Raw genomic sequence first — 20,986 nt, 5'->3', positions numbered from 1 at the left:
AGCTACAATTAATTCTTTTCAATTACTTTAACTTCAACTGCTCCAGTACCCTCGAAGAAAGAAACTAGTTCTGCTTCGTTATTGTTAACAGCAACCTCCATTAAAAAATGGTCATCTGTTGTTCTTACATCAGGATTTTCGGCTTCTTTAAACGGCCATAATCTACTTCTCATATAAAAAGTAATTACCATTAAGTGAGCTGCAAAAAACACAGTCATCTCAAACATAATCGGCACAAATGAAGGCATATTCTGAATGAAACTAAAACTTGGTTTTCCACCAATATCCTGTGGCCAGTCATGAATCATAATATAACTCATCATTGTTGTTGCAACAGAGATACCAATACATCCATAGATAAAAGCACAAATTGCTAATCTCGTTGGTGCTAATCCCATAGCTTTATCCAATCCGTGAACTGGGAATGGAGTAAAAACCTCTTCAATATGATGATGTGCAGCTCTGGTTTTCTTTACTGCATCCATCAAAATATCATCGTCATTATAAATGGCGTATATTACTTTATTACTCATGATGTGAATCTTTATTTGCTCTTTCTCTAATGTAATTATCTCCTGTTCCTTTCAAAATTGTTTTAACCTCTGCCTGAGCAATTACAGGGAATGTTCTTGAGTATAATAAAAACAATACGAAGAAGAAACCAATTGTTCCAATGAAAATTCCAATATCAACAAATGTTGGTGAGAACATTGTCCAAGAAGATGGAAGGTAATCTCTATGTAAAGAAGTAACAATAATTACGAATCTTTCAAACCACATTCCGATGTTAACTACAATCGAAATAATAAATGAGAACATAATACTTGTTCTAAGTTTTTTAAACCACATGAACTGTGGAGAAAAAACGTTACAAGTCATCATTGACCAATATGCCCACCAGTAAGGACCAGTAGCTCTGTTTAAAAATGCATATTGCTCATATTCTACACCTGAATACCAAGCTACAAATAACTCAGTGATGTAAGCAACACCAACAATCGAACCTGTAATCATGATTACGATATTCATCAATTCAATATGTTGAAGAGTAATATATGCCTCCAAGTTTGAAACTTTTCTCATGATGATCAACAATGTATTTACCATTGCAAATCCTGAGAATACCGCTCCAGCAACAAAGTATGGAGGGAAAATTGTTGTATGCCATCCTGGAATTACAGATGTAGCAAAGTCCATAGATACAATCGTATGTACAGAAAGTACAAGAGGAGTAGCCAAACCAGCTAATACTAAAGATACTTCTTCAAAACGCTGCCAATCTTTTGCTCTACCACTCCATCCAAAACTTAGAATAGAATAAACTCTTTTATTAAAAGGTGTTATAGCTCTATCACGAAGCATAGCAAAATCAGGTAATAAACCAGTCCACCAGAAAACTAATGATACTGAAAGATACGTTGAAATTGCGAATACATCCCAAAGTAACGGCGAATTAAAGTTTACCCATAAAGATCCAAATTGATTTGGAATAGGTAAAACCCAATATGCTAACCATGGACGTCCCATGTGAATAATTGGAAATAAACCTGCCTGAACTACAGAGAAGATAGTCATCGCTTCCGCAGAACGGTTAATAGCCATTCTCCAACGCTGACGGAAAAGTAAAAGTACTGCAGAAATTAATGTTCCTGCGTGACCGATACCAACCCACCAAACGAAGTTGGTAATATCCCAAGCCCAGCCAACTGTTTTATTTAATCCCCAAGTTCCGATACCGGTAGATACGGTGTAAATAATACAACCTAGTCCCCAAAGGAAGGCTATTAATGCGATAGAAAATACAATCCACCATTGCTTGTTTGCAGGTCCTTCAACAGGAGCAGCTACATCTACTGTTACGTCGTGATAAGATTTATCACCTATAACTAAAGGTTTTCTAATGGGTGCTTCGTAATGAGACGACATAATCCTTTATATTGTTTCTAATTAATAATTATTTTTACTAAACGTTTCTAACTTTAACATGATAGAAAACGTTTGGTTTTGTACCAACATGCTCTAATAAGTGATACATTCTTTCACTTTCAGCAAGTTTAGCAACTTCACTTTCTTTATCATTAACATCTCCAAATACCATTGCTCCTGAAGAACAAGCAGCCGAACATGCACAAGCATTATTGAATTCATCTTTTGCTACAACTCTACCTTCACGTTTTGCCTGAAGGATAACAGCTTGTGTACTTTGGATACAGAAAGAGCATTTTTCCATAACTCCACGAGAACGAACATTTACGTCTGGGTTTAATACCATACGTCCTAAATCATCATTCATGTGATAATCAAACTCGCTGTTTTTGTTGTATAAGAACCAGTTAAAACGACGCACTTTATAAGGACAGTTATTCGCACAGTAACGTGTTCCAACACATCTATTATAAGCCATATGGTTTTGACCTTGACGACCGTGAGAAGTTGCCGCAACAGGACAAACCGTTTCACAAGGCGCATGATTACAGTGTTGGCACATAACTGGTTGGAAAGCAACCTGAGGATTCTCTCCTGCTTTTTCCATTTCATTAAATGTAGACAACGAACTAGATAAACCAGCAATATTTTCTTTTCTCTTATTATCACCTTCAAAAGTACTTTCTGAAGAATAATATCTATCAATACGCAACCAGTGCATATCACGACTTCTTCTAACCTCTGCTTTACCAACAACAGGAACGTTATTTTCTGCATGACAAGCAATAACACACGCTCCACATCCAGTACAAGCATTTAAGTCGATAGAAAGATTAAAATGATGTCCTGTAGAGCGATCAAATGATTCCCATAAATCTACAGTGGTAGCTTCAACTTCTTGGTGGTCTAATGACACCATCGGCTGTTCATTCCAGTGCTCTGCACTTTCTGAATTAAATACTGTTAGAGTAGTTTCTTTAATAATATCTCCTCTACCCATTAATGTTTTCTGTCCTTGCACACAAGCAAACTCGTGCTCTCCACTAGCTTTTGCTATAGAAACTGACTGAACACTATTGAAATTTTTATATAAAGCGTAAGCATTTAAACCTACTTGCATTTCTTCTTTTAAAGCCGCTTTACGACCATAACCAACTGCTAAACCAACTGTTCCAACTGCTTGTCCTGGCTGAACAATTACAGGAACATTCTCTAATTTAACTCCGTCAACAGTAACTGTAGCATAATTTCCGTTTAAACCACCATTTGCAACAATAGGATTTGAAAATTCAAATTTTACAGCATCCGCATTAGAAATTGTTAAATAGTTATCCCAAGAAACTCTTGTTATTGGATCTGGAAACTCTTGCAACCAAGGGTTGTTTGCATGTTGTCCATCTCCCATACCTGTTTTAGTATACAATACTAATTCAAGACCACTCGCAGGTTTTGATTTTGAAAGTACATTTGCAGCTCCAGCGTAATCGTAAGAACCTCCAGCCAAAGCAGTAGAACCAATTACAAAAACACCATCATGCAAAACTTTATTCCAAGATGAACCCGTAGTGATTGCACCAGAATTAGCTTTTAAATAATCATAAAAACTTCCTGCAACACCATTTAAAGATAATAAAACGTCTTGAAATTGTTTTGTATTAAAAATCGGACGAATAGTAGGCTGTGTTAAACTATAAGTTCCTGAAGTAATTACAACATCTCCCCAAGATTCTAAATAATGAGGTGCCGGAGCAGCGATTGTTGCGATAGACGCAGTTTCATCTTCTTTTAAAGAAAACGCTACTGATGTTTTAACTTTTTTCAATCCAGAAACAAAAGAAGCTGAATCAGCTAAAGTGTAAACTGGGTTAATTCCACTCATTATTAAAGTATGAACACTACCTGCATTCATATCTTTTAGCAACTGAGAAACAGCAGCATTAGATCCTTTTCTAATTTGTCTTGCTCCAGCAGTATTAAAAGCCTCACTAGCCAACGCTTGGTTGATAGCAAAAACTAATAATTGAGCATTTTTATCTTCAATTCCTGACACCAAAACACCTTTTGTACCAGAAGCTTTTAATTGCTGCGCTGCTTTTACTACCTCTGCTTTAAATTTACCATCTAAAGTAACTGGAACAGAAGCACCAACAACAATATTATATATTTGAACTAAAGCTTGTTTTTGATCAGCTGTAGTCATTGGAACACGCTTATCAGCAGCAGCTCCAGATAATGTCATATTAGATTCGAACTGGAAGTGACGAGACATTTTTCCATTTTGAGGAATACGTCCTTTTGCATATCCAGAATCATATCCACCACCTTGCCAATCTCCTAAGAAATCAGCACCAACAGATACAATTAAAGAAGCTTTTGAAAAATCATAATCAACTAAAGCTCTTTCGCCGTAAACTGTTTCAAATGCATCTAATGCTTCTGATGACGAAACCGCATCATAAACAACATGTTTTGCATTTGGATTTTTAGCAATGAATTCAGAAATCAATCTTTCTGTAGATGGACTTGCTAAAGTATTTGTTAATAATACTACTTGTCCGCCTTTCGCTTTTGCATCAGCTATACTTGATTTAATTTTTAAATCAACAGCAGACCAGCTGCTATTTTTTCCATCCAATTTAGGTTCTTTCAAACGCATACTGTCGTATAAAGACAGAATAGACGCGTGAATCCTAGCATTGGCTGAAAACTTAGCTCCAGAGATAGTATTGTTTTCAATTTTAATTGGACGACCTTCACGAGTTTTTACTAAAAGATTAGCAAAATCAAAACCATCAAAAACAGTTGTTGCATAGTAATCAGCAACACCAGGAATGATTTGTTCCGGTTGTAACACGTAAGGGATAGACTTGTGAACTGGACCTTCGCAAGCAGCAAGTGTAACCGCTGCAGTACTAAACCCTACGTACTTTAAAAAGTCACGACGTGAAGTTCCAGATGAAGCTAAAGCATCTGCATTTCCTAAAAATTCTTCAGTAGGAATTTCTTCAACAAATTCGTTATTTCTAAGCGCCTCAACAATAGAACTATTTTCTAGCTCTTCAACACTTTTCCAGTATTTTTTGTTTGATGACATTGTATATAAATATTAAAATCTTAATAATTCGATTAATAGTGGCATTTACCGCATTCTAAACCTCCCATTTGCGCTGCAGTTAATTTCTCTACACCGTATTTTTTAGAAAGTTCAGCATGAATTTTATCATAGTAAGCATTTCCTTCCATCTTAACATCAGTTTTTCTATGGCAGTCAATACACCATCCCATTGTTAATTTAGAATATTGCTTCATGATTTCAAATTCCTGCACTGGACCGTGACAAGTTTGACATTCAATTCCAGCAACAGAAACGTGTTGTGAGTGATTGAAGTAAACAAAATCAGGCAGATTATGAATACGAACCCATTTTACAGGCTGTGTTTTTCCAGTATAAGCTTGTTTAGTTTTATCCCAACCAACAGCATCATATAGTTTCTGTATTTGAGCATCGTAAAATGCTTTGCTGTATTCAGCAGTAGCTGTAGTCTCAGCAACTTCAGAAATATTTTTATGACAGTTCATACAAACATTTAACGAAGGAATACCAGCAGTCTTACTTACACGTGAAGCAGAGTGACAATATTTACAATTGATTTCGTTATCACCAGCGTGAATTTTATGAGAATAATGAATAGGCTGAATTGGCTCATAATTTTGATCAACACCAACCTGCATTAAATATCCGTAAACAAAATATCCACTAGCTAAAAGCAAAAATATAGCAGTAACTAATACTAGAAATTGATTTCTTGCAAAAGCTTTCCAAATTGGAATTCTAGCTTCTTTTGGAGCAACTACAATACCATTTTTATTTGCAACTTTAGTTAATACTTTATTCACCATGAATAACATCACAACCAAAATAGCCATAACAAGCGCAAGAGCTCCTAAAATAATATTATTAGAAATCCCGCTACCTCCTTCTTGAGGACCTGTTGGCAACACAGTTTTACCAGCTGGTGGCGCAGCTTTTTCTTCTGAAGTATAAGCTATAATATTGTCAATATCCCCTTCTGATAACTGAGGAAAAGAAGTCATTACCGCTTTATTGTTTTCTTCAAAAAGCTTAACGGCCACAGCATCTCCTGACTTAATCATGTCAGAACTGTTGTGCACCCACTTGTAAATCCAAGCCATGTCATGCTTTCCTGCAACCCCTCTTAAAGCAGGACCAGTTGATTTAGCATCTAATTTGTGACATGCAGCGCAATTTGCATTAAAAAGTTCCTTCCCTTTTACCGGATCACCTCCTGCAGTTGCAGCCGGAGCAGCAACAGCTTCTGCGGCAGCTGGAGCAGCTGCAGCTTCTTGAGCAAATGAAGTTAGGGAGAAAATCAGCGTTAGCGATAAGCTAAGCATCAATTTTCTTGAGATCGAATTATGGTTACCCACCTTTTTCATATAGTATAATAATTATCTACTAATTTTTGGTATGATTTTTTCTGTATTAAATCCAGTCAAAACACACACCTTCTTTTAAAACTTGCACAAAAATACGACTTATGAACTATTCTCAAAACCTTAAAATACCCTTAAATATCAATTTATATCAATTCTAAATAATATTAAAATTTCACACTCAAACTTTAAACACTATTTTTGCACAAAAACCATCACATTATGAGAATTTTAACTCCTTCAAAAAAACTTTTATTAACAATTGCAACGATTGCTTTTGCACACAATATTAATGCACAAGACCAAAATTTAACATTGAATCAAGACCCTAAATTTGAGCAATTGTTAAATGAGAAGCGAAAAATTAACACATCAATAAATACAAACGACACGTATAGAATTCAAATCTTTAGCGGTAAAAGCGATGAAGCAAAAAAAACACTTTCTGATTTTAAAAGAGAAAACGCAACAATTGATGGAACAATTATTTTCAGTACTCCAAATTACAAAGTAATTGTTGGCAATTTCAAAACAAGAATAGAAGCCGAAAGAAATTTAACAGAAATCAAAAAAAGATACAAGAGTATTTTTTTACTAAAACCAGGAAAATAATCCTTTTAAAAAAGGATTAAAAACAAAAAAGCGAGATGATATCTCGCTTTTTTGTTAGAAAAAATTCAACCTTAAGAAGTTAAATAAGCATAAAGTTATCTATGTTTAAACTCAAATTTAAAATTTATTTAATTAGCACAATCTATTTAATTTTCAATCAAATTAATACAAAATACTCGAGAAAGAAATCTAAAATTAATTGCAACTTTATAACACAAACACCTTCCTTAAAAATTAAAGTATAAAAATTTCCTCAATCAATCAACAACTTTAATTCCATTTGCCATAAATCGAATTTCATGTTTTGGGGCATTAATAGCATCAATTTCTGCTTTCGTCTTTTTAGAATCCTTAGCATAGTGCTTCAACTCGTCCACAGATGTAATTTTCTTTTCCGCAACTCCTTCTAAAACTACATTCTTTCCTTTTAAAGCAGTGGGCACAAAAAAAGCATAATCTTTCATCTTTACAAAGAAAGAAGCCCCGTCTTGTGTTTTTACACTTATCCAACAACCTCTTTTTGGACAAACATCTGTCACTTCCCCTTTTACAACAACGCCCTCTATTTTCTCTTTACTTTTTAATTTTTCATTTAATTTTTCAACTGATATGGCACTATTTGCAGAAGTTTTTGAAACATCTGCACCATAATAATCCCCTACTAATGCATTACCTGCAGGTGGCGATGGCTTTTCTACATCTTCCTGTGCAAAACATAAAGAAGAAAAACTTAAAAACAAAACAAGTGTATATACTCCTAATTTCATATTATAATAATTTAGTTTATCAAAAATAGGATTAAAAATTTAAAATAAATTATTCCACAAGAATCATTTATTCAAAAAAAAGTCCCAATTTTCATTGGGACTTTTTAATATAATTATTGAAATTTATTTTAGTTTCTTTTTGATTGCTACTTCATGGTAAGCCTCAATAACATCTCTTTCTTCGATATCATTAAATCCTTTAATTTGTATACCACAATCGTATCCTTTTGAAACTTCCCTAACATCGTCTTTAAAACGTTTCAAGGCAACAAGTTCACCAGTATGAACCACTACTCCTTCTCTAATAACTCTAATCTTAGAAGTTCTTAAAATTTTACCATCAGTAACCATACATCCTGCAATAGAACCAACTTTAGAAATTTTGAAAATCTCACGTATTTCTGCAGTTCCAAGAATTTCTTCTTTCATTTCAGGAGCTAACATTCCTTCCATCGCATCTTTTAAGTCATCGATAGCGGCATAGATAATAGAATAGTAACGGATATCGATTTCTTCTTTATCAGCCAATTGTCTTGCATTTCCTGCAGGACGAACGTTAAATCCGATAATAATTGCATCAGAAGCAGAAGCCAGCATAACATCAGTTTCTGTAATTGCTCCAACACCTTTATGGATAATATTAATTTGAATTTCTTCAGTAGAAAGTTTAGAGAACGAATCTGATAATGCTTCAACAGATCCATCAACGTCTCCTTTAAGGATTACGTTTAATTCTTTAAATTGACCAAGAGCAATTCGACGTCCAATTTCGTCCAGTGTAATGTGACGTTGTGTACGTACTGATTGTTCACGCATTAATTGAGAACGTTTAGATGCAATTTGTTTTGCTTCTTTTTCATCTTCAAATACATTAAACTTATCACCTGCTGTTGCAGCTCCATCTAAACCTAAAACAGATACCGGAGTCGAAGGACCAGCTTCTAAAACAATATGCCCTCTTTCATCATGCATTGCTTTAACCTTTCCATGATGCTTTCCAGCCAACATATAATCTCCAACTTTAAGAGTTCCATGCTGTACTAAAATTGTTGATACATATCCTTTTCCTTTATCTAAGAACGCTTCAACAACAGTTCCTTGTGCAGCTTTATTTGGATTTGATTTTAAATCTAAAATTTCAGCTTCTAATAAAACTTTCTCTAACAATTCTTTTACACCTGTTCCAACTTTTGCAGAAATATCATGTGACTGAATTTTTCCACCCCAATCTTCAACAAGTAAATTCATGCTTGCCAAACGCTCTTTGATTTTCTCAACATTAGCATTTGGTTTATCAATTTTATTGATTGCAAATATAATTGGCACTCCCGCAGCTTGTGCGTGAGAAATAGCTTCTTTTGTTTGTGGCATGATATCATCATCTGCCGCTACAACGATAATAGCAATATCGGTAACTTGAGCTCCACGTGCACGCATCGCGGTAAACGCCTCGTGACCCGGTGTATCTAAAAATGCGATTTTTTGACCGTTATCTAAAGTTACTCCGTATGCTCCAATATGTTGTGTAATACCTCCAGATTCTCCAGCAATAACATTTTCTTTACGAATATAATCTAATAAAGATGTTTTACCGTGATCGACGTGACCCATTACAGTAACAATTGGCGCTCTAAATACTAAATCTTCTTCTCTATCTTCAACAACCTCAATTGCTTCTTCGATATCAACAGTAATAAACTCAACTTCGTAACCAAATTCATCAGCAACAATTGTTAATGTTTCAGCATCTAAACGCTGATTCATTGTTACCATGATACCAAGAGACATACAAGTTCCAATTACTTTAGTAATCGGCACATCCATCATAATTGCAATTTCACCTACAGTAACGAATTCTGTAACCTTAATGGTTTTACTTCCTTCGTCAAGTGCTCTTTGCTCATCATCAGATTTCTGACGGTGCGTTTCTCTTTTATCTCTTCTATATTTAGCCGCTTTTGATTTACCACCTTTACCTTGAAGTTTTTCAAGAGTTTCTCTAATTTGGTTTTTTACTTCCTCTTCAGTAGGCTCAACTTTAGCTACAATTGCAGGACGGTTTCCTTTTACAAAACCAGGTCTAGCACTTCTGTTAGCATTAAAACCTCCGCCGCCTGTATTTGGAGTAATTTTATTAGGATTTGGAGTTCCCGGCGCATTACCTGTAGCAGGTTTTGGTGCACCCGGCGCTCCTGGCTTAGGAGCAATTCTTTTACGCTTATTTTTATTAGCGTTATTATTTGCACCTGGAGCTCCTGGTTTATTAGGAGTTATTTTTGGATCTTCTTTCTTTTTCTTAGGCTTGTTAAATTGAGATAAATCAATTGTTTGACCTGTAAGAGTAGTTCCAGATAATTTTTGATATTGTGTTGTTATAGTCTCCTCAGCAGTTGCAGGATCTGTTGAAACAACAGGCTCTTGAGCTACTTTAGTATTTTCTGCTTTTACTTCTTTCTTCTCTGCAACAACAGGTTTTTCTACCTTTTTCTCTTCAGAAACTACAGGTGTAACAACTGGCTCAGACTGCACAATTTCTTTTTGAACAGGTTTTTCTGTTTGAACAGGAGGAGTAACTATTTCTTTAGGTTCTTCAATTTTAGCAGGCTCTTCAGGCGTAGAAACAACAGCAGGCTTTTTTGGATTTAAATCAATCTTACCAACTTGAACAGGTCCGGTTACTACAGCTCTCGCTTTTATAATTTCCTGTTGTTTTTGTCGCTCTTCGTCTTGTCTGCGTTTGTCCTCAATCTCTTTCTCACGCTCAACACGCAATGCTTCTTTTTCTTTTCTTTTCTCTTCTCCTACCTCTTTAGAGGCTTCCTTATTCCCCTTATCGCCCGCAAATTGGCTTTGTAGGATATTAAATTCGCTATCAGAAATTTTAGCGTTTGGATTTGCATCAATAGCAATTCCCTTATCTTTTAGATAATCAACAGCTCTTTCTAACGAAATATTTAATTCCCTTAAAACCTTGTTTATTCTTATTACTCTCTCTTCAGACATATAACCTTTTTATTATTACCTTTTTCGTTGTGTTGTTAGAGCAGATATTCAGCTGTTTTCTAGCTGTCAAACTCTTCTTTTAGTATTTTCATAACATCCAGAATTGTTTCCTCTTCTAAGTCTGTTCTTCTTACTAAATCTTCTACTTCTTGTTTTAAAATACTTTTTGCAGTATCTAAACCTATTTTAGCGAATTCTTCAATTACCCAATCTTCAATTTCATCTGAAAACTCTGTTAATTCAACATCGTCTTCATCTGCAACTGTTCCGGCAACATCTCCTTCGCGAATTACATCTAACTCATAACCTGTAAGCTGGCCCGCTAATTTAATGTTATGACCACCTCTACCAATTGCCTTAGAAACCTCTTCTAATTTCAAGAATACTTCTGCTCTTTTAGTTTCTTCATCAATTTTAATAGAAGAAACTTTTGCAGGGCTTAATGCTCTTGTTATAAACAACTGAATGTTATTTGTATAGTTAATAACGTCAATATTCTCGTTTCCTAACTCACGAACAATTCCGTGAATACGAGAACCTTTCATACCTACACAAGCTCCAACCGGATCAATTCTATCGTCATAAGAATCTACCGCTACTTTTGCTTTTTCTCCAGGAATACGGACTACATTTTTAACTGTAATCAAACCATCAAATACTTCTGGTATTTCTTGTTCAAATAATTTTTCTAAAAACTTCTCAGAAGTTCTAGACATGATAATTTGCGGTTTATTTCCTTTTAATTCAACACTTTCAATAATTCCGCGAACATTATCTCCTTTACGGAAAAAGTCAGATGGAATTTGTTTTTCTTTTGGAAGCACAATTTCATTTCCTTCATCATCAACCAAAATAACTACTCTAGGACGCACGTGGTGCACCTCTGCTGTATAAATATCACCAATAATATCTTTAAATTGCTTGTAAAGATTAGTATTATCGTGTTCGTGAATTTTAGATATTAAGTTTTGACGCAAAGCCAAAATAGCTCTTCTTCCTAAATCGATCAATTTAACCTCTTCAGAAACTTCTTCGCCGATTTCAAAATCTGCTTCAATCATTCTTGCTTCTGTCAAAGTAATTTCCTCATTTTCAAAATCAAGATCTTCGTCGGCAACAATTACTCTTCTTCTCCAGATCTCCATATCTCCTTTATCAGGATTTATAATGATATCGAAGTTATCATCAGAACCGTATTTTTTCTTCAATGCATTTCTAAACACGTCCTCCAAAATTGCCATAAGCGTTACACGATCAATAAGTTTATTATCTTTAAACTCTGAGAATGAATCGATTAATGCTAAATTTTCCATGCGAATTCTTTAATTAAAATGTTACTGTAACAATTGCCTCTTTAATTTCTGTATAAGGTATTTGTTGCTCTTTTTGAACTGTTTCTTTTCCTTTTCCTACTTTTTTCGGTTCTCTTGCTTCCCAAGACAAAATTATAAAAACATCATTAGCTTCCACCAATTCTGCTTCAATTTTTTCAGTATTTGTAGTAACAATCAATGTTCTACCAATATTTTTCTTGTATTGTCTTATTAATTTTAACGGAGAACCTACTCCAACCGATGCTACTTCTAATGAAAAATCCTGCTCTTCACGATCAAGATTATTCTCGATTGCACGACTTATATCAATACAATCCTGAAGCGCTACTCCATTATCTCCGTCTAAACCAACACTAATTTTGAAAGCATCTGAAATCGCCAAATCAATCAAAAAGATTGATGGCTTTTCTAAAAGAGCCTCCGTAATTAATCCGTTTACCTTTTCTTTAAATGTCATAATTTTATAAAAAGAGGGGACATCTAGTCCCCTCATTATTTAGATTTTAATAAATAACAGTGCAAATATAGTGTTTTTTTTATAAATCAAAATAAATAGATTGCTCTAAAAATATTTCTTATCTTTATAGAAGCATTAATTCTAACAGATTACTCAATAATTTAACCCAAAAATTATGAAAAGAATTTTAGTTCCTACTGACTTCTCACAACATGCTCAAGACGCTCTAAAAGTTGCTGCACAAATTGCCCGAAAAAACAATTCTGAAATCATCGTTTTACACATGCTCGAATTACCGCACCAGATGAATGATGCAATTACAGACGGCGTGAGTATTCCAGAGACATTGATCTTCATGAAAAAGGCAAATGAAACACTGGATGAAGTTTCTTCAAAACCGTATTTAGACGGAATCTCTGTAACTGAAGTGGTAAAAATAGACAAACCTATTCATGGGATTACGCAAGTAAGCAAGGATTATGATGTTGATTTAATCGTAATGGGCTCTCACGGCAATTCTGGTATCGACGAATTACTAATTGGCTCTAATACCGAAAAAGTAGTTCGAAATTCTGAAATCCCTGTTTTGGTAATTAAAAATGATATTTCAGATTTTACAGGTGCAAACATTGTATTTGCTTCTGATTTTTCTGAAGAAACCAAGAAACCGTTTGAAAAACTTTTGAATTTTGCTAAAACATTTGAATCAAAAATACATTTGGTAACAATCTGCACTCCAAACAGTTTCAAATCAACTCATACTATTGAAAAATCAATGAATGAGTACATTTCAGAATTCAACCTTATCAATTACACCACAAATATTTATAACGACACGAACATCGAAAAAGGAATTATTAATTTCTCAAACAGCATTAATGCAGACATCATTGGAATGTGCACACACGGAAGAACTGGTTTTGCACATTTTTTTAACGGAAGCATCAGCGAAGGATTAGTTAATCATACCGTAAAACCTGTAATTACTTTTAAAATCTAATAGATTTATGTAAAAAAAATACTTTTTTTAAGATTATCAAATACTAAAGCTTCCTAAATGGAAGCTTTTTTTATATCCTTTCCTGAACTTTTAAACAAAGTCAAACTGAGCTTTTCAACAAAGCTACCAAAGGCATTAGCCGCGAAATTTGCCTTATATAAATTCATAAACAATATATCATGAAAACTATTGACAAAATCTACATTGACGGAGAGTTTGTAGCCCCAAAAGGAACTGACTATTTTAACTTAATAAGCCCAACAACAAATTTACAACTAGGAAAAGTGCTTTTAGGAAACGAAGAAGACACCATAAATGCGATAAATGGCGCAAAAAAAGCTTTTAAAACGTTTTCTAAAACCACAAAAGAAGAAAGAATTGAATATTTAAACAAAATGAAATCTTCTATTGAAAAAAGAAAACAAGAATTGATTGACATTGTCACAGAAGAATATGGAGGAACTTTTCAATTTGCAAGCGTCAGCTATGATTATATGCTAAAAAGCTTTGATTCGGCAATACAATTATTAAAAACTTATCCTTTTATTAAAACAATGGGAGAATCCGAAGTTCAAATGACACCTATAGGAGTTGTCGGAATTATTATTCCGTGGAACTCAAGTAATGGCTTTATTTGTGGAAAATTAGCCACTGCAATTGCCGCAGGATGCACAGCCGTAATAAAACCAAGCGAAATGAGCGCTCAACAAACTCAATTACTAGCAGAATGCTTTCATGAAGCAGGATTACCAAAAGGAGTATTCAATATTGTTAATGGCCTTGGCGATGTGGTCGGAGCAGAAATAAGCAGAAATTCAGACATTGCAAAAATTTCTTTTACAGGATCAACTAATGTAGGTAAATTAATAGCAAAAGAAGCGGTAAACACAATGAAACGCATAACACTGGAACTAGGAGGAAAATCACCAAATATTATTTTAGATGATGCCGACTTATCAAAGTCTATTCCTATGGCAGTCGCCGCAGCATTTATGAACAGCGGTCAAGCATGCATTGCCGGAACACGTCTATTGGTTCCTGAAAATAAACTGGAAGAAGTAAAATCTTTAATCACAAAAACAGTAAGTGCGGTAATTGTTGGAAATCCAAAAAATCCGGAAACAACAGTTGGACCAATGGTAAGCCAAAAACAATATGACCGCGTACAAAGCTATATTGAGACAGGATTAAATGAAGGCGCCGAGATATTAATTGGCGGTTTAGGAAAACCTGACGGATTAGAAAACGGAAATTTTGTAAAACCTACCGTTTTTGTAAACGTAAAAAACCAGATGCGAATTGCAAGAGAAGAAATTTTCGGGCCAGTTCTATCGATTATCACTTATGAATCTGAAGAAGAAGCAATTGAAATCGCAAACGACACCACTTACGGACCGCAAGCTTATGTAAGCTCCTCCAACGAAGACAGAGCCTACAATGTTGCTTCGCAGTTAAACGCAGGCCGTGTTCAGATAAACAAACTAGGACATGATCCGATGGCACCATTTGGAGGCTTTAAACAATCAGGAATCGGAAGAGAATTCGGTATATTAGGACTAGAAGCTTATCTTGAACCAAGAGCATTAATCAGATAAAGACAACTTCTGGATGCAGAAAGTTTGAACAAGCACAACTTTCTGCATCTTTTTGTATTTTTACATTATGTCATCAAGCAAAACACACACGAGACCAAAAATATTATATTCCTGCTATTTTGCACGCAGCCGTGAAGGAGAGCATTTTATACCAGAACATGTTTTCAGCTATCAGATATCTGGAGAAATGATTAGTTCTGACAGCAGAAAAACTTACGTTTTTAAAGCTGGGGATTTTCGCATCAGCAAGAGAAATCATTTAGCTAAGTTTTTAAAAATTCCGCCCGAAGGAGGCGAATTTAAAGCCATATCATTGTTTTTGGATCAGGAAATACTGCGGGAAGTTAGTCAGGAATACAAAATCAAAATTGACAGAAAACCTCAGGAAGATGCCATAATTCCATTAAACACACATCCTCTATACAAGTCTTTCATGGACTCCCTTCTATCTTACTTAGAAGTCGAGCAGGAAAACAATGAAGTTTTATTCAATTTAAAAATTAAAGAAGCCATTCATCTTTTACTCAAAGTAAATCCAGAGCTTAAAGATATTTTATTTGACTTTAACGAACCTGGAAAAATAGATTTGGAAGCTTTTATGAATAAGAACTTTCATTTCAATGTTCACTTAAATCGCTTTGCTTATCTTACCGGAAGAAGTCTGGCAACATTCAAAAGAGATTTCCAGAAAGTCTTTCAAGAAACACCTGGACACTGGCTTCTAAATAAAAGACTTCAGGAAGCTTATTACCTTATTAAAGAAAAAGGAAAAGCGCCTTCTGAAGTTTATCTAAATGTAGGGTTTGAGGATTTGTCGCACTTTTCATTTTCATTTAAAAAGAAATTCGGAATTGTTCCTTCTTCCCTGTTTTCCAAATAACACTTAAAATCTATTCAAAATTAAACCCCGAAATTTATTGCATAAAAAAAGCCTCTCGATTGAGAGGCTTTATGTTGGTCTACAAGGACTCGAACCTTGAAAGACTGCACCAAAAACAGTTGTGTTACCATTACACCATAGACCAATAAAGTAGTGCGGTTAAGCGAGTGCAAATTTAAAGCTTTATTTAGTTTGTGCAAATTTTAGAGGTATTTTTTTTGCATAAAAAAAAGCCTCTCGATTGAGAGGCTTTTATGTTGGTCTACAAGGACTCGAACCTTGAAAGACTGCACCAAAAACAGTTGTGTTACCATTACACCATAGACCAGCAGTGCTATTAAGCGAGTGCAAATTTAAGGTTTTATTTAATTTGTACAAGCTTTTTTGTCAAAAAAAATGATTTTTTTTGGATTTTTTTTCTTTAAAACCGTACAAAACATTAGAAACAACTCATACACAACAAATTACTGCTCATAGATGCTTTTGTAGAATTTTTTGTTAATGACCTTTTCTTTACGTAAAAAAACATTTTCTTTGTAGGATAGAAAAACATAGAAATCATAACACCTAAATATGGCACAATTCAATTTCAATAAATGGAATACAATTATTGGTTGGTTTGCATTTGCAATCGCTTTAATTACTTATACACTAACTGTTGAACCTACCATGAGCTTCTGGGATTGCGGCGAATACATCGCTACAGCAGCCAAACTAGAAGTCGGCCACCCTCCGGGAGCGCCTTTATTCCAAATGATGGGAGCCTTTTTTGCCATGTTTGCTATAGACAATCAGCATGTAGCACTAATGGTAAACATGATGTCTGTTTTTTCTAGTGCTTTTACTATTTTATTTATGTTCTGGTCTTCTTCTATGATTTTAAAGAAAATCGTAGCGCGTTTTGCAGAAATAGATCAAAATAATTCGATTGTTATTTTAGGAAGTTCTTTTGTTGGAGCTCTTGCTTATACATTCTCAGACAGTTTTTGGTTTAATGCTGTTGAAGCCGAGGTTTACGCGATGGCTTCATTATTAATTGCATTGCTTTTCTGGCTTGGATTGCGCTGGGAACAAGACATGGACAAACCTAAAGGAAATAAATGGCTGCTAATCATTTCGCTTGTTGTAGGACTTTCTTTTGGAGTTCACTTTATGGCTTTGTTGACAATTCCTTCAATTGGTTTTTTATATTACTTTAAACATTATAAAAAGGTAACCCTTAAAAACTTCATTATAGCCAATGCTGTAGTTATTGGTATATTACTTTTCATTTTTAAATTACTTTTACCTTTAACTATGGCTTTCTTCGGAAAAACAGAAGTTTTTATGGTAAACAGCATGGGACTGCCTTTTGACTCAGGAACTATTTTTGTGTTATTATTACTTATTGCTTTCTTTTACTTTGGATTAAAATTTACCAAACAAAAGGGATTAATTTTCTACAATACTATTATTCTTTGCATCTTATTTATTTTCATTGGTTTTTCGACCTGGATGATGCTTCCTGTACGTGCAAATGCAAATACAGTTATCAACGAAAATAAACCTTCTGATGCTGCCGAAGTTTTAGCTTACTATAATCGTGAACAATATGGTGTAAATCCTTTGTTTTACGGACCACAGTATACAGAAGTTTTTGCCGGTCTTGATGCAACAACTCCTTACTTAGACAAAAAGCCAAATTACGAGAGAGATTATAAAACAGGCAAATATATCGTTACCAATAATTTCAAAAACGCTGATCAGAACAGCGACGATAATCAAAAAACAATTTTGCCAAGAATGTGGAGTACCGAAACAGGACACATTCAAAACTATATCAACTTTACAAATCCACCGAAGTTTAGAATAGATCCTAATTATAATTATGAAGATGATTTATCTAAATACGGAATTGACCCTGCTCAATTAAGCGAGGAAGAATACAATAAAGCTATTGCACAATTACGTAATGAAGTCGAGAAAACAGTTTCTGAATTCAGACAAGCGTACGCACAAAAACAAATCGACAACGAAGGTTACGTTAAATTCTTAAAAAGCTATGGCGATTATTTAATAATCGAAAAACCAAGTATGACAGATAATTTCAGTTTTATGTTCGAATATCAATTTGGATACATGTACTGGAGATATTTGATGTGGAATTTTGTTGGTCGTCAAAGTGACAATCAAGGAAAATATGACAATCTTGACGGAAACTGGATCAGTGGTATTAAACTGCTTGATTCTATACATTTAGGTTCTCAGGACAATCTCCCAACTGACGTTTTGAACAATAAGGGACGTAATGTTTATTTCTTCCTGCCTTTTATTTTAGGTATTATCGGAATTATGTATCATGCGAATAAAGATCTTAAAAGTTTTTATGTATTGCTGGCCTTATTCCTTTTTACTGGAATTGCACTTAAAATCTACTTAAACGAAAGACCTTTTGAACCTCGCGAAAGAGATTATGCTCTGGTGGGTTCATTTTATGTCTTTGCCATATGGATTGGGTTTGGAGTTTATTCTCTTTATGAAAGTTTTCAAAAATACGTTACTCCTAAAATCGCCGGACCAATTGTTATTGCCGGAAGTTTATTGGTGGCTCCAGTATTAATGGCGTCTCAAAACTGGGACGATCATGACAGATCTGGAAAATATACTGCTGTTGCAATGGCAAAAGCTTACTTAAGCTCTTGCGATAAAGACGCTATTTTATTTACTATTGGAGATAATGACACGTTCCCGCTGTGGTATGCACAAGAAATTGAACATTTTAGAACTGATGTAAAAATCGTAAATACCAGTTTATTTATGACCGATTGGTACATAGACCAGATGAAAGCCAAAGCTTACGAATCTGATCCGTTGCCGATTTCTTTTAAACATGATGAATATGTTGGAGATAAACGCGATTATGTGGCTTATATACCAAAAATAGAAACACGCTGGAACATTACTGATTTCATCGATTTTATTAAAAATCCGAAATCTACTGTTGGTTTACAAAACGGACAAACAATTCATTTTTATCCGACAAATAAAATTAGAGTCAACGTTGATAAAAATACTATAATCAAAAACAAAGTTGTTGACCCTAAATACAACGATTCTATTGTGCCATTTATTGATATTACAATCAAAGGAAGTGCTCTTTACAAAAACCGTTTAATGATGCTGGATATTCTTGCCAACAACAATTGGAAGAGACCAATTTATTTTAGCGGTGGTGCTTTTGATGATGAAGATTACCTATGGATGAAAGATTACCTTCAGTTAGACGGCATGGTTTATAAATTGGTTCCGGTTAAAAACACTCCATCTAAAGATGGCGGACCAATGGACATGGGACAAATTGATGCTGATAAAATGTATAATATTGTAATGAAATGGGATTGGGGTAATAGCAACGGTAACATTTACCATGACCCTGAAACTAGAAGAAATAGTATTACATACCGTACTAATTTATCTCGTTTAACAGAACAGCTTATTGCAGAAGGTAAAATTGACAAAGCAAAAAAAGTAATTGATCTGGCAATGACAAAAATGCCTTTGGACAAATATGGTTATTATTCTCTTGTAGAACCATTTACAAATGGGTATTACAAAGTTGGAGAAACTGCAAAAGCTCAGGATTTATTAAACAAGCTTGTTCAGAAATACAAGGAAGATCTTGATTACTACAGAACCTTACCACCTTCTGACCAAACTGATTTAGCGATTGATATCATTACAGATATAGAACGCTACAGAAGTTTACTACAGGTTATGAAGAACAACAATGACAAAGTCTTTTATGACCAGCATAAAAAAACATTTAATACGTATGTAAACATCTTCGAACGATTTGGAAGAGAAAAAGAATAATATACGAATAATTTAATGATTAAAAAAATGCGGCGCTGTTTGATAAATAGCGCCGCATTTTTTAAATTTACTATATCTAAAACATTTCAAAATGGGCTTTTATTGGGTAAAAACAAATTCATTTATAAAAACGGTGTTTTCTAAATATTGCTGGGATATTCCTAACAACGAAAAGAAAATATACCTGACTTTTGATGATGGCCCAACTCCAGAGATAACAGACTGGGTTTTATCTGAATTGAAAAAATTTGATGCAAAAGCGACTTTTTTCTGTATTGGAAAAAACATTAAAGCCAACCTTGCATTATTCGAAAAATTGATAACTGATGGACATTCTATCGGAAATCATACAATGAATCATGTAAACGGATGGAAAATTGACACTAATGATTATATCGAAAATGTCAAAAATTGCGAGCATGTGCTAGAAGAAGAGCAAAGAAAAGCCTGCAATCATTTATTGTTTCGTCCTCCGTACGGAAAAATTAAAAAGGCCCAATCTAAAATTTTACGCAGTTTAGGCTATAAAATTATAATGTGGGATGTTTTAAGTGCAGACTTTGATCAATCTATTACTCCTGAAAAATGTCTTGAAAACGTTACTAAAAACGTAAAATCAGGAAGTGTAATTGTATTTCATGACAGTGTAAAAGCATCGCCAAATTTAAAATTTGCATTGCCTAAAACGTTACATTTTTTAAAAGAAAATGGATATACATTCGATATCATTCATTAAATAACATCAACTTAGAAGTAGTTTTACACCTTGAATTGTTCTTGAACAATTCCTATAATTGTATTAGCATCAAGTTCTCCTGACTGTCTCCAAATCATCTGACCTTCTTTATAAATCATTAAAGTAGGAAGTCCTTTAATGCGCAGTGCTTCTGCCAGCTCCTGGTTTTTATCTACATCAATTTTGATTACTTTGGCTTTATCACCAAGTGCAGCCGCAACATCCTTAATCACGGGATGCATAGAAACTGACGATTCATTCCAATCTGTGTAAAAATCAATTAGCACAGGGACTTGAGCATTTATTAGTTCTCCAAATTTTGACATAAAAGCAAAAATTTAATTTTTAAATCTACTAAAAAGAGATATA

At 34.2% G+C, this 20,986-nt stretch carries 15 protein-coding genes and 2 tRNA genes; 6 read left to right on the top strand and 11 right to left on the bottom strand.

Translation table 11 applies throughout. The features are described 5' to 3' along the window. Positions 1–8 precede the first annotated feature (8 nt). Genes B0A68_RS00635 through B0A68_RS00620 form a run of 4 tightly spaced genes read right to left on the bottom strand, consistent with a single transcriptional unit; the run spans position 9 to position 6,384 of the window. On the bottom strand, positions 9–533 hold the full coding sequence (locus tag B0A68_RS00635; RefSeq protein WP_035685747.1) for a DUF3341 domain-containing protein: 525 nt from the start codon (positions 531–533) through the stop codon (positions 9–11). Beyond that, positions 526–1,926, bottom strand: coding sequence for an NrfD/PsrC family molybdoenzyme membrane anchor subunit (nrfD, locus tag B0A68_RS00630; RefSeq protein WP_035685749.1), 1,401 nt, complete (start codon positions 1,924–1,926; stop codon positions 526–528). The genes B0A68_RS00635 and nrfD overlap by 8 nt, the downstream gene beginning before the upstream one ends. 37 nt (positions 1,927–1,963) lie before the next feature. Continuing rightward, the gene (locus B0A68_RS00625; protein WP_035685751.1) at positions 1,964–5,020 is read right to left on the bottom strand and encodes a TAT-variant-translocated molybdopterin oxidoreductase; all 3,057 of its coding nucleotides are present in this window, start codon (positions 5,018–5,020) and stop codon (positions 1,964–1,966) included. Positions 5,021–5,052: 32 nt separating this feature from the next. Continuing rightward, positions 5,053–6,384, bottom strand: coding sequence for a c-type cytochrome (locus B0A68_RS00620; protein ID WP_035685754.1), 1,332 nt, complete (start codon positions 6,382–6,384; stop codon positions 5,053–5,055). Positions 6,385–6,603: 219 nt separating this feature from the next. On the opposite strand from B0A68_RS00620, the gene B0A68_RS00615 reads away from it, so the two are divergent. Further along, entirely contained in the window at positions 6,604–6,993 is a 390-nt protein-coding gene (locus tag B0A68_RS00615; RefSeq protein ID WP_035685756.1) for an SPOR domain-containing protein, read from the top strand. 257 nt (positions 6,994–7,250) lie between these two features. On the opposite strand, the gene B0A68_RS00610 is transcribed toward B0A68_RS00615, so the two are convergent. The 4 genes from B0A68_RS00610 to rimP all read right to left on the bottom strand — a co-directional run bounded on the left by B0A68_RS00610 (position 7,251) and on the right by rimP (position 12,554). After that, positions 7,251–7,760 (bottom strand): DUF4920 domain-containing protein, encoded by a 510-nt coding sequence (locus tag B0A68_RS00610; protein ID WP_035685758.1) that lies wholly within the window; start codon positions 7,758–7,760, stop codon positions 7,251–7,253. 123 nt (positions 7,761–7,883) lie between these two features. Further along, complete coding sequence (infB, locus tag B0A68_RS00605) at positions 7,884–10,763, bottom strand: translation initiation factor IF-2 (RefSeq protein WP_035685761.1); 2,880 nt, start codon at positions 10,761–10,763, stop codon at positions 7,884–7,886. A gap of 59 nt (positions 10,764–10,822) precedes the next feature. After that, positions 10,823–12,076 (bottom strand): transcription termination factor NusA, encoded by a 1,254-nt coding sequence (nusA, locus tag B0A68_RS00600; RefSeq protein WP_035685764.1) that lies wholly within the window; start codon positions 12,074–12,076, stop codon positions 10,823–10,825. A gap of 13 nt (positions 12,077–12,089) precedes the next feature. After that, positions 12,090–12,554: a ribosome assembly cofactor RimP gene (gene rimP / locus B0A68_RS00595; protein ID WP_035688245.1), complete on the bottom strand. Its 465-nt coding sequence runs from the start codon at positions 12,552–12,554 to the stop codon at positions 12,090–12,092. A gap of 175 nt (positions 12,555–12,729) precedes the next feature. Here rimP and B0A68_RS00590 point away from each other — a divergent pair, with 175 nt between their 5' ends. The 3 genes from B0A68_RS00590 to B0A68_RS00580 all read left to right on the top strand — a co-directional run bounded on the left by B0A68_RS00590 (position 12,730) and on the right by B0A68_RS00580 (position 16,029). Beyond that, a complete protein-coding gene (locus B0A68_RS00590) occupies positions 12,730–13,554 on the top strand; it encodes a universal stress protein (protein WP_035685766.1) in 825 nt (274 codons plus the stop codon). 179 nt (positions 13,555–13,733) lie between these two features. Beyond that, complete coding sequence (locus B0A68_RS00585) at positions 13,734–15,149, top strand: aldehyde dehydrogenase family protein (protein WP_035685769.1); 1,416 nt, start codon at positions 13,734–13,736, stop codon at positions 15,147–15,149. A gap of 67 nt (positions 15,150–15,216) precedes the next feature. Beyond that, complete coding sequence (locus B0A68_RS00580) at positions 15,217–16,029, top strand: helix-turn-helix domain-containing protein (protein WP_035685771.1); 813 nt, start codon at positions 15,217–15,219, stop codon at positions 16,027–16,029. A gap of 74 nt (positions 16,030–16,103) precedes the next feature. Here B0A68_RS00580 and B0A68_RS00575 read toward each other — a convergent pair. Continuing rightward, positions 16,104–16,174, bottom strand: a tRNA-Gln gene (locus B0A68_RS00575). A gap of 112 nt (positions 16,175–16,286) precedes the next feature. Next, positions 16,287–16,357 (bottom strand) — tRNA-Gln (locus B0A68_RS00570). Between the two features lie 245 nt (positions 16,358–16,602). On the opposite strand from B0A68_RS00570, the gene B0A68_RS00565 reads away from it, so the two are divergent. Beyond that, positions 16,603–19,881: a glycosyltransferase family 117 protein gene (locus B0A68_RS00565; RefSeq protein ID WP_035685774.1), complete on the top strand. Its 3,279-nt coding sequence runs from the start codon at positions 16,603–16,605 to the stop codon at positions 19,879–19,881. 91 nt (positions 19,882–19,972) lie between these two features. After that, positions 19,973–20,617 carry a polysaccharide deacetylase family protein gene (locus tag B0A68_RS00560; RefSeq protein ID WP_035685776.1) on the top strand — a complete coding sequence of 215 codons (645 nt, stop codon included), beginning with the start codon at positions 19,973–19,975 and terminating at the stop codon, positions 20,615–20,617. A 23-nt stretch (positions 20,618–20,640) separates the two neighbouring features. Here B0A68_RS00560 and B0A68_RS00555 read toward each other — a convergent pair whose 3' ends face one another. Next, positions 20,641–20,943: a thioredoxin family protein gene (locus tag B0A68_RS00555; protein ID WP_035685779.1), complete on the bottom strand. Its 303-nt coding sequence runs from the start codon at positions 20,941–20,943 to the stop codon at positions 20,641–20,643. Positions 20,944–20,986: the final 43 nt, after the last annotated feature.

Origin of the sequence: Flavobacterium reichenbachii, from assembly GCF_002217435.1 — a bacterium.
GTDB classification, from domain to species: domain Bacteria; phylum Bacteroidota; class Bacteroidia; order Flavobacteriales; family Flavobacteriaceae; genus Flavobacterium; species Flavobacterium reichenbachii.
This window is presented reverse-complemented; position numbering and strand designations above follow the sequence as displayed.

What these genes read in the sequence shown, in the direction of transcription:
- B0A68_RS00560 (WP_035685776.1), top strand. Translation starts at nt 19,973, where the DNA reads ATGGGCTTTTATTGGGTAAAAACAAATTCATTTATAAAAACGGTGTTT.
- B0A68_RS00625 (WP_035685751.1), bottom strand. Translation starts at nt 5,020, where the DNA reads ATGTCATCAAACAAAAAATACTGGAAAAGTGTTGAAGAGCTAGAAAAT.
- B0A68_RS00590 (WP_035685766.1), top strand. Translation starts at nt 12,730, where the DNA reads ATGAAAAGAATTTTAGTTCCTACTGACTTCTCACAACATGCTCAAGAC.
- infB (WP_035685761.1), bottom strand. Translation starts at nt 10,763, where the DNA reads ATGTCTGAAGAGAGAGTAATAAGAATAAACAAGGTTTTAAGGGAATTA.
- B0A68_RS00620 (WP_035685754.1), bottom strand. Translation starts at nt 6,384, where the DNA reads ATGAAAAAGGTGGGTAACCATAATTCGATCTCAAGAAAATTGATGCTT.
- B0A68_RS00615 (WP_035685756.1), top strand. Translation starts at nt 6,604, where the DNA reads ATGAGAATTTTAACTCCTTCAAAAAAACTTTTATTAACAATTGCAACG.
- nusA (WP_035685764.1), bottom strand. Translation starts at nt 12,076, where the DNA reads ATGGAAAATTTAGCATTAATCGATTCATTCTCAGAGTTTAAAGATAAT.
- B0A68_RS00635 (WP_035685747.1), bottom strand. Translation starts at nt 533, where the DNA reads ATGAGTAATAAAGTAATATACGCCATTTATAATGACGATGATATTTTG.
- B0A68_RS00585 (WP_035685769.1), top strand. Translation starts at nt 13,734, where the DNA reads ATGAAAACTATTGACAAAATCTACATTGACGGAGAGTTTGTAGCCCCA.
- nrfD (WP_035685749.1), bottom strand. Translation starts at nt 1,926, where the DNA reads ATGTCGTCTCATTACGAAGCACCCATTAGAAAACCTTTAGTTATAGGT.
- rimP (WP_035688245.1), bottom strand. Translation starts at nt 12,554, where the DNA reads ATGACATTTAAAGAAAAGGTAAACGGATTAATTACGGAGGCTCTTTTA.
- B0A68_RS00565 (WP_035685774.1), top strand. Translation starts at nt 16,603, where the DNA reads ATGGCACAATTCAATTTCAATAAATGGAATACAATTATTGGTTGGTTT.
- B0A68_RS00610 (WP_035685758.1), bottom strand. Translation starts at nt 7,760, where the DNA reads ATGAAATTAGGAGTATATACACTTGTTTTGTTTTTAAGTTTTTCTTCT.
- B0A68_RS00555 (WP_035685779.1), bottom strand. Translation starts at nt 20,943, where the DNA reads ATGTCAAAATTTGGAGAACTAATAAATGCTCAAGTCCCTGTGCTAATT.
- B0A68_RS00580 (WP_035685771.1), top strand. Translation starts at nt 15,217, where the DNA reads ATGTCATCAAGCAAAACACACACGAGACCAAAAATATTATATTCCTGC.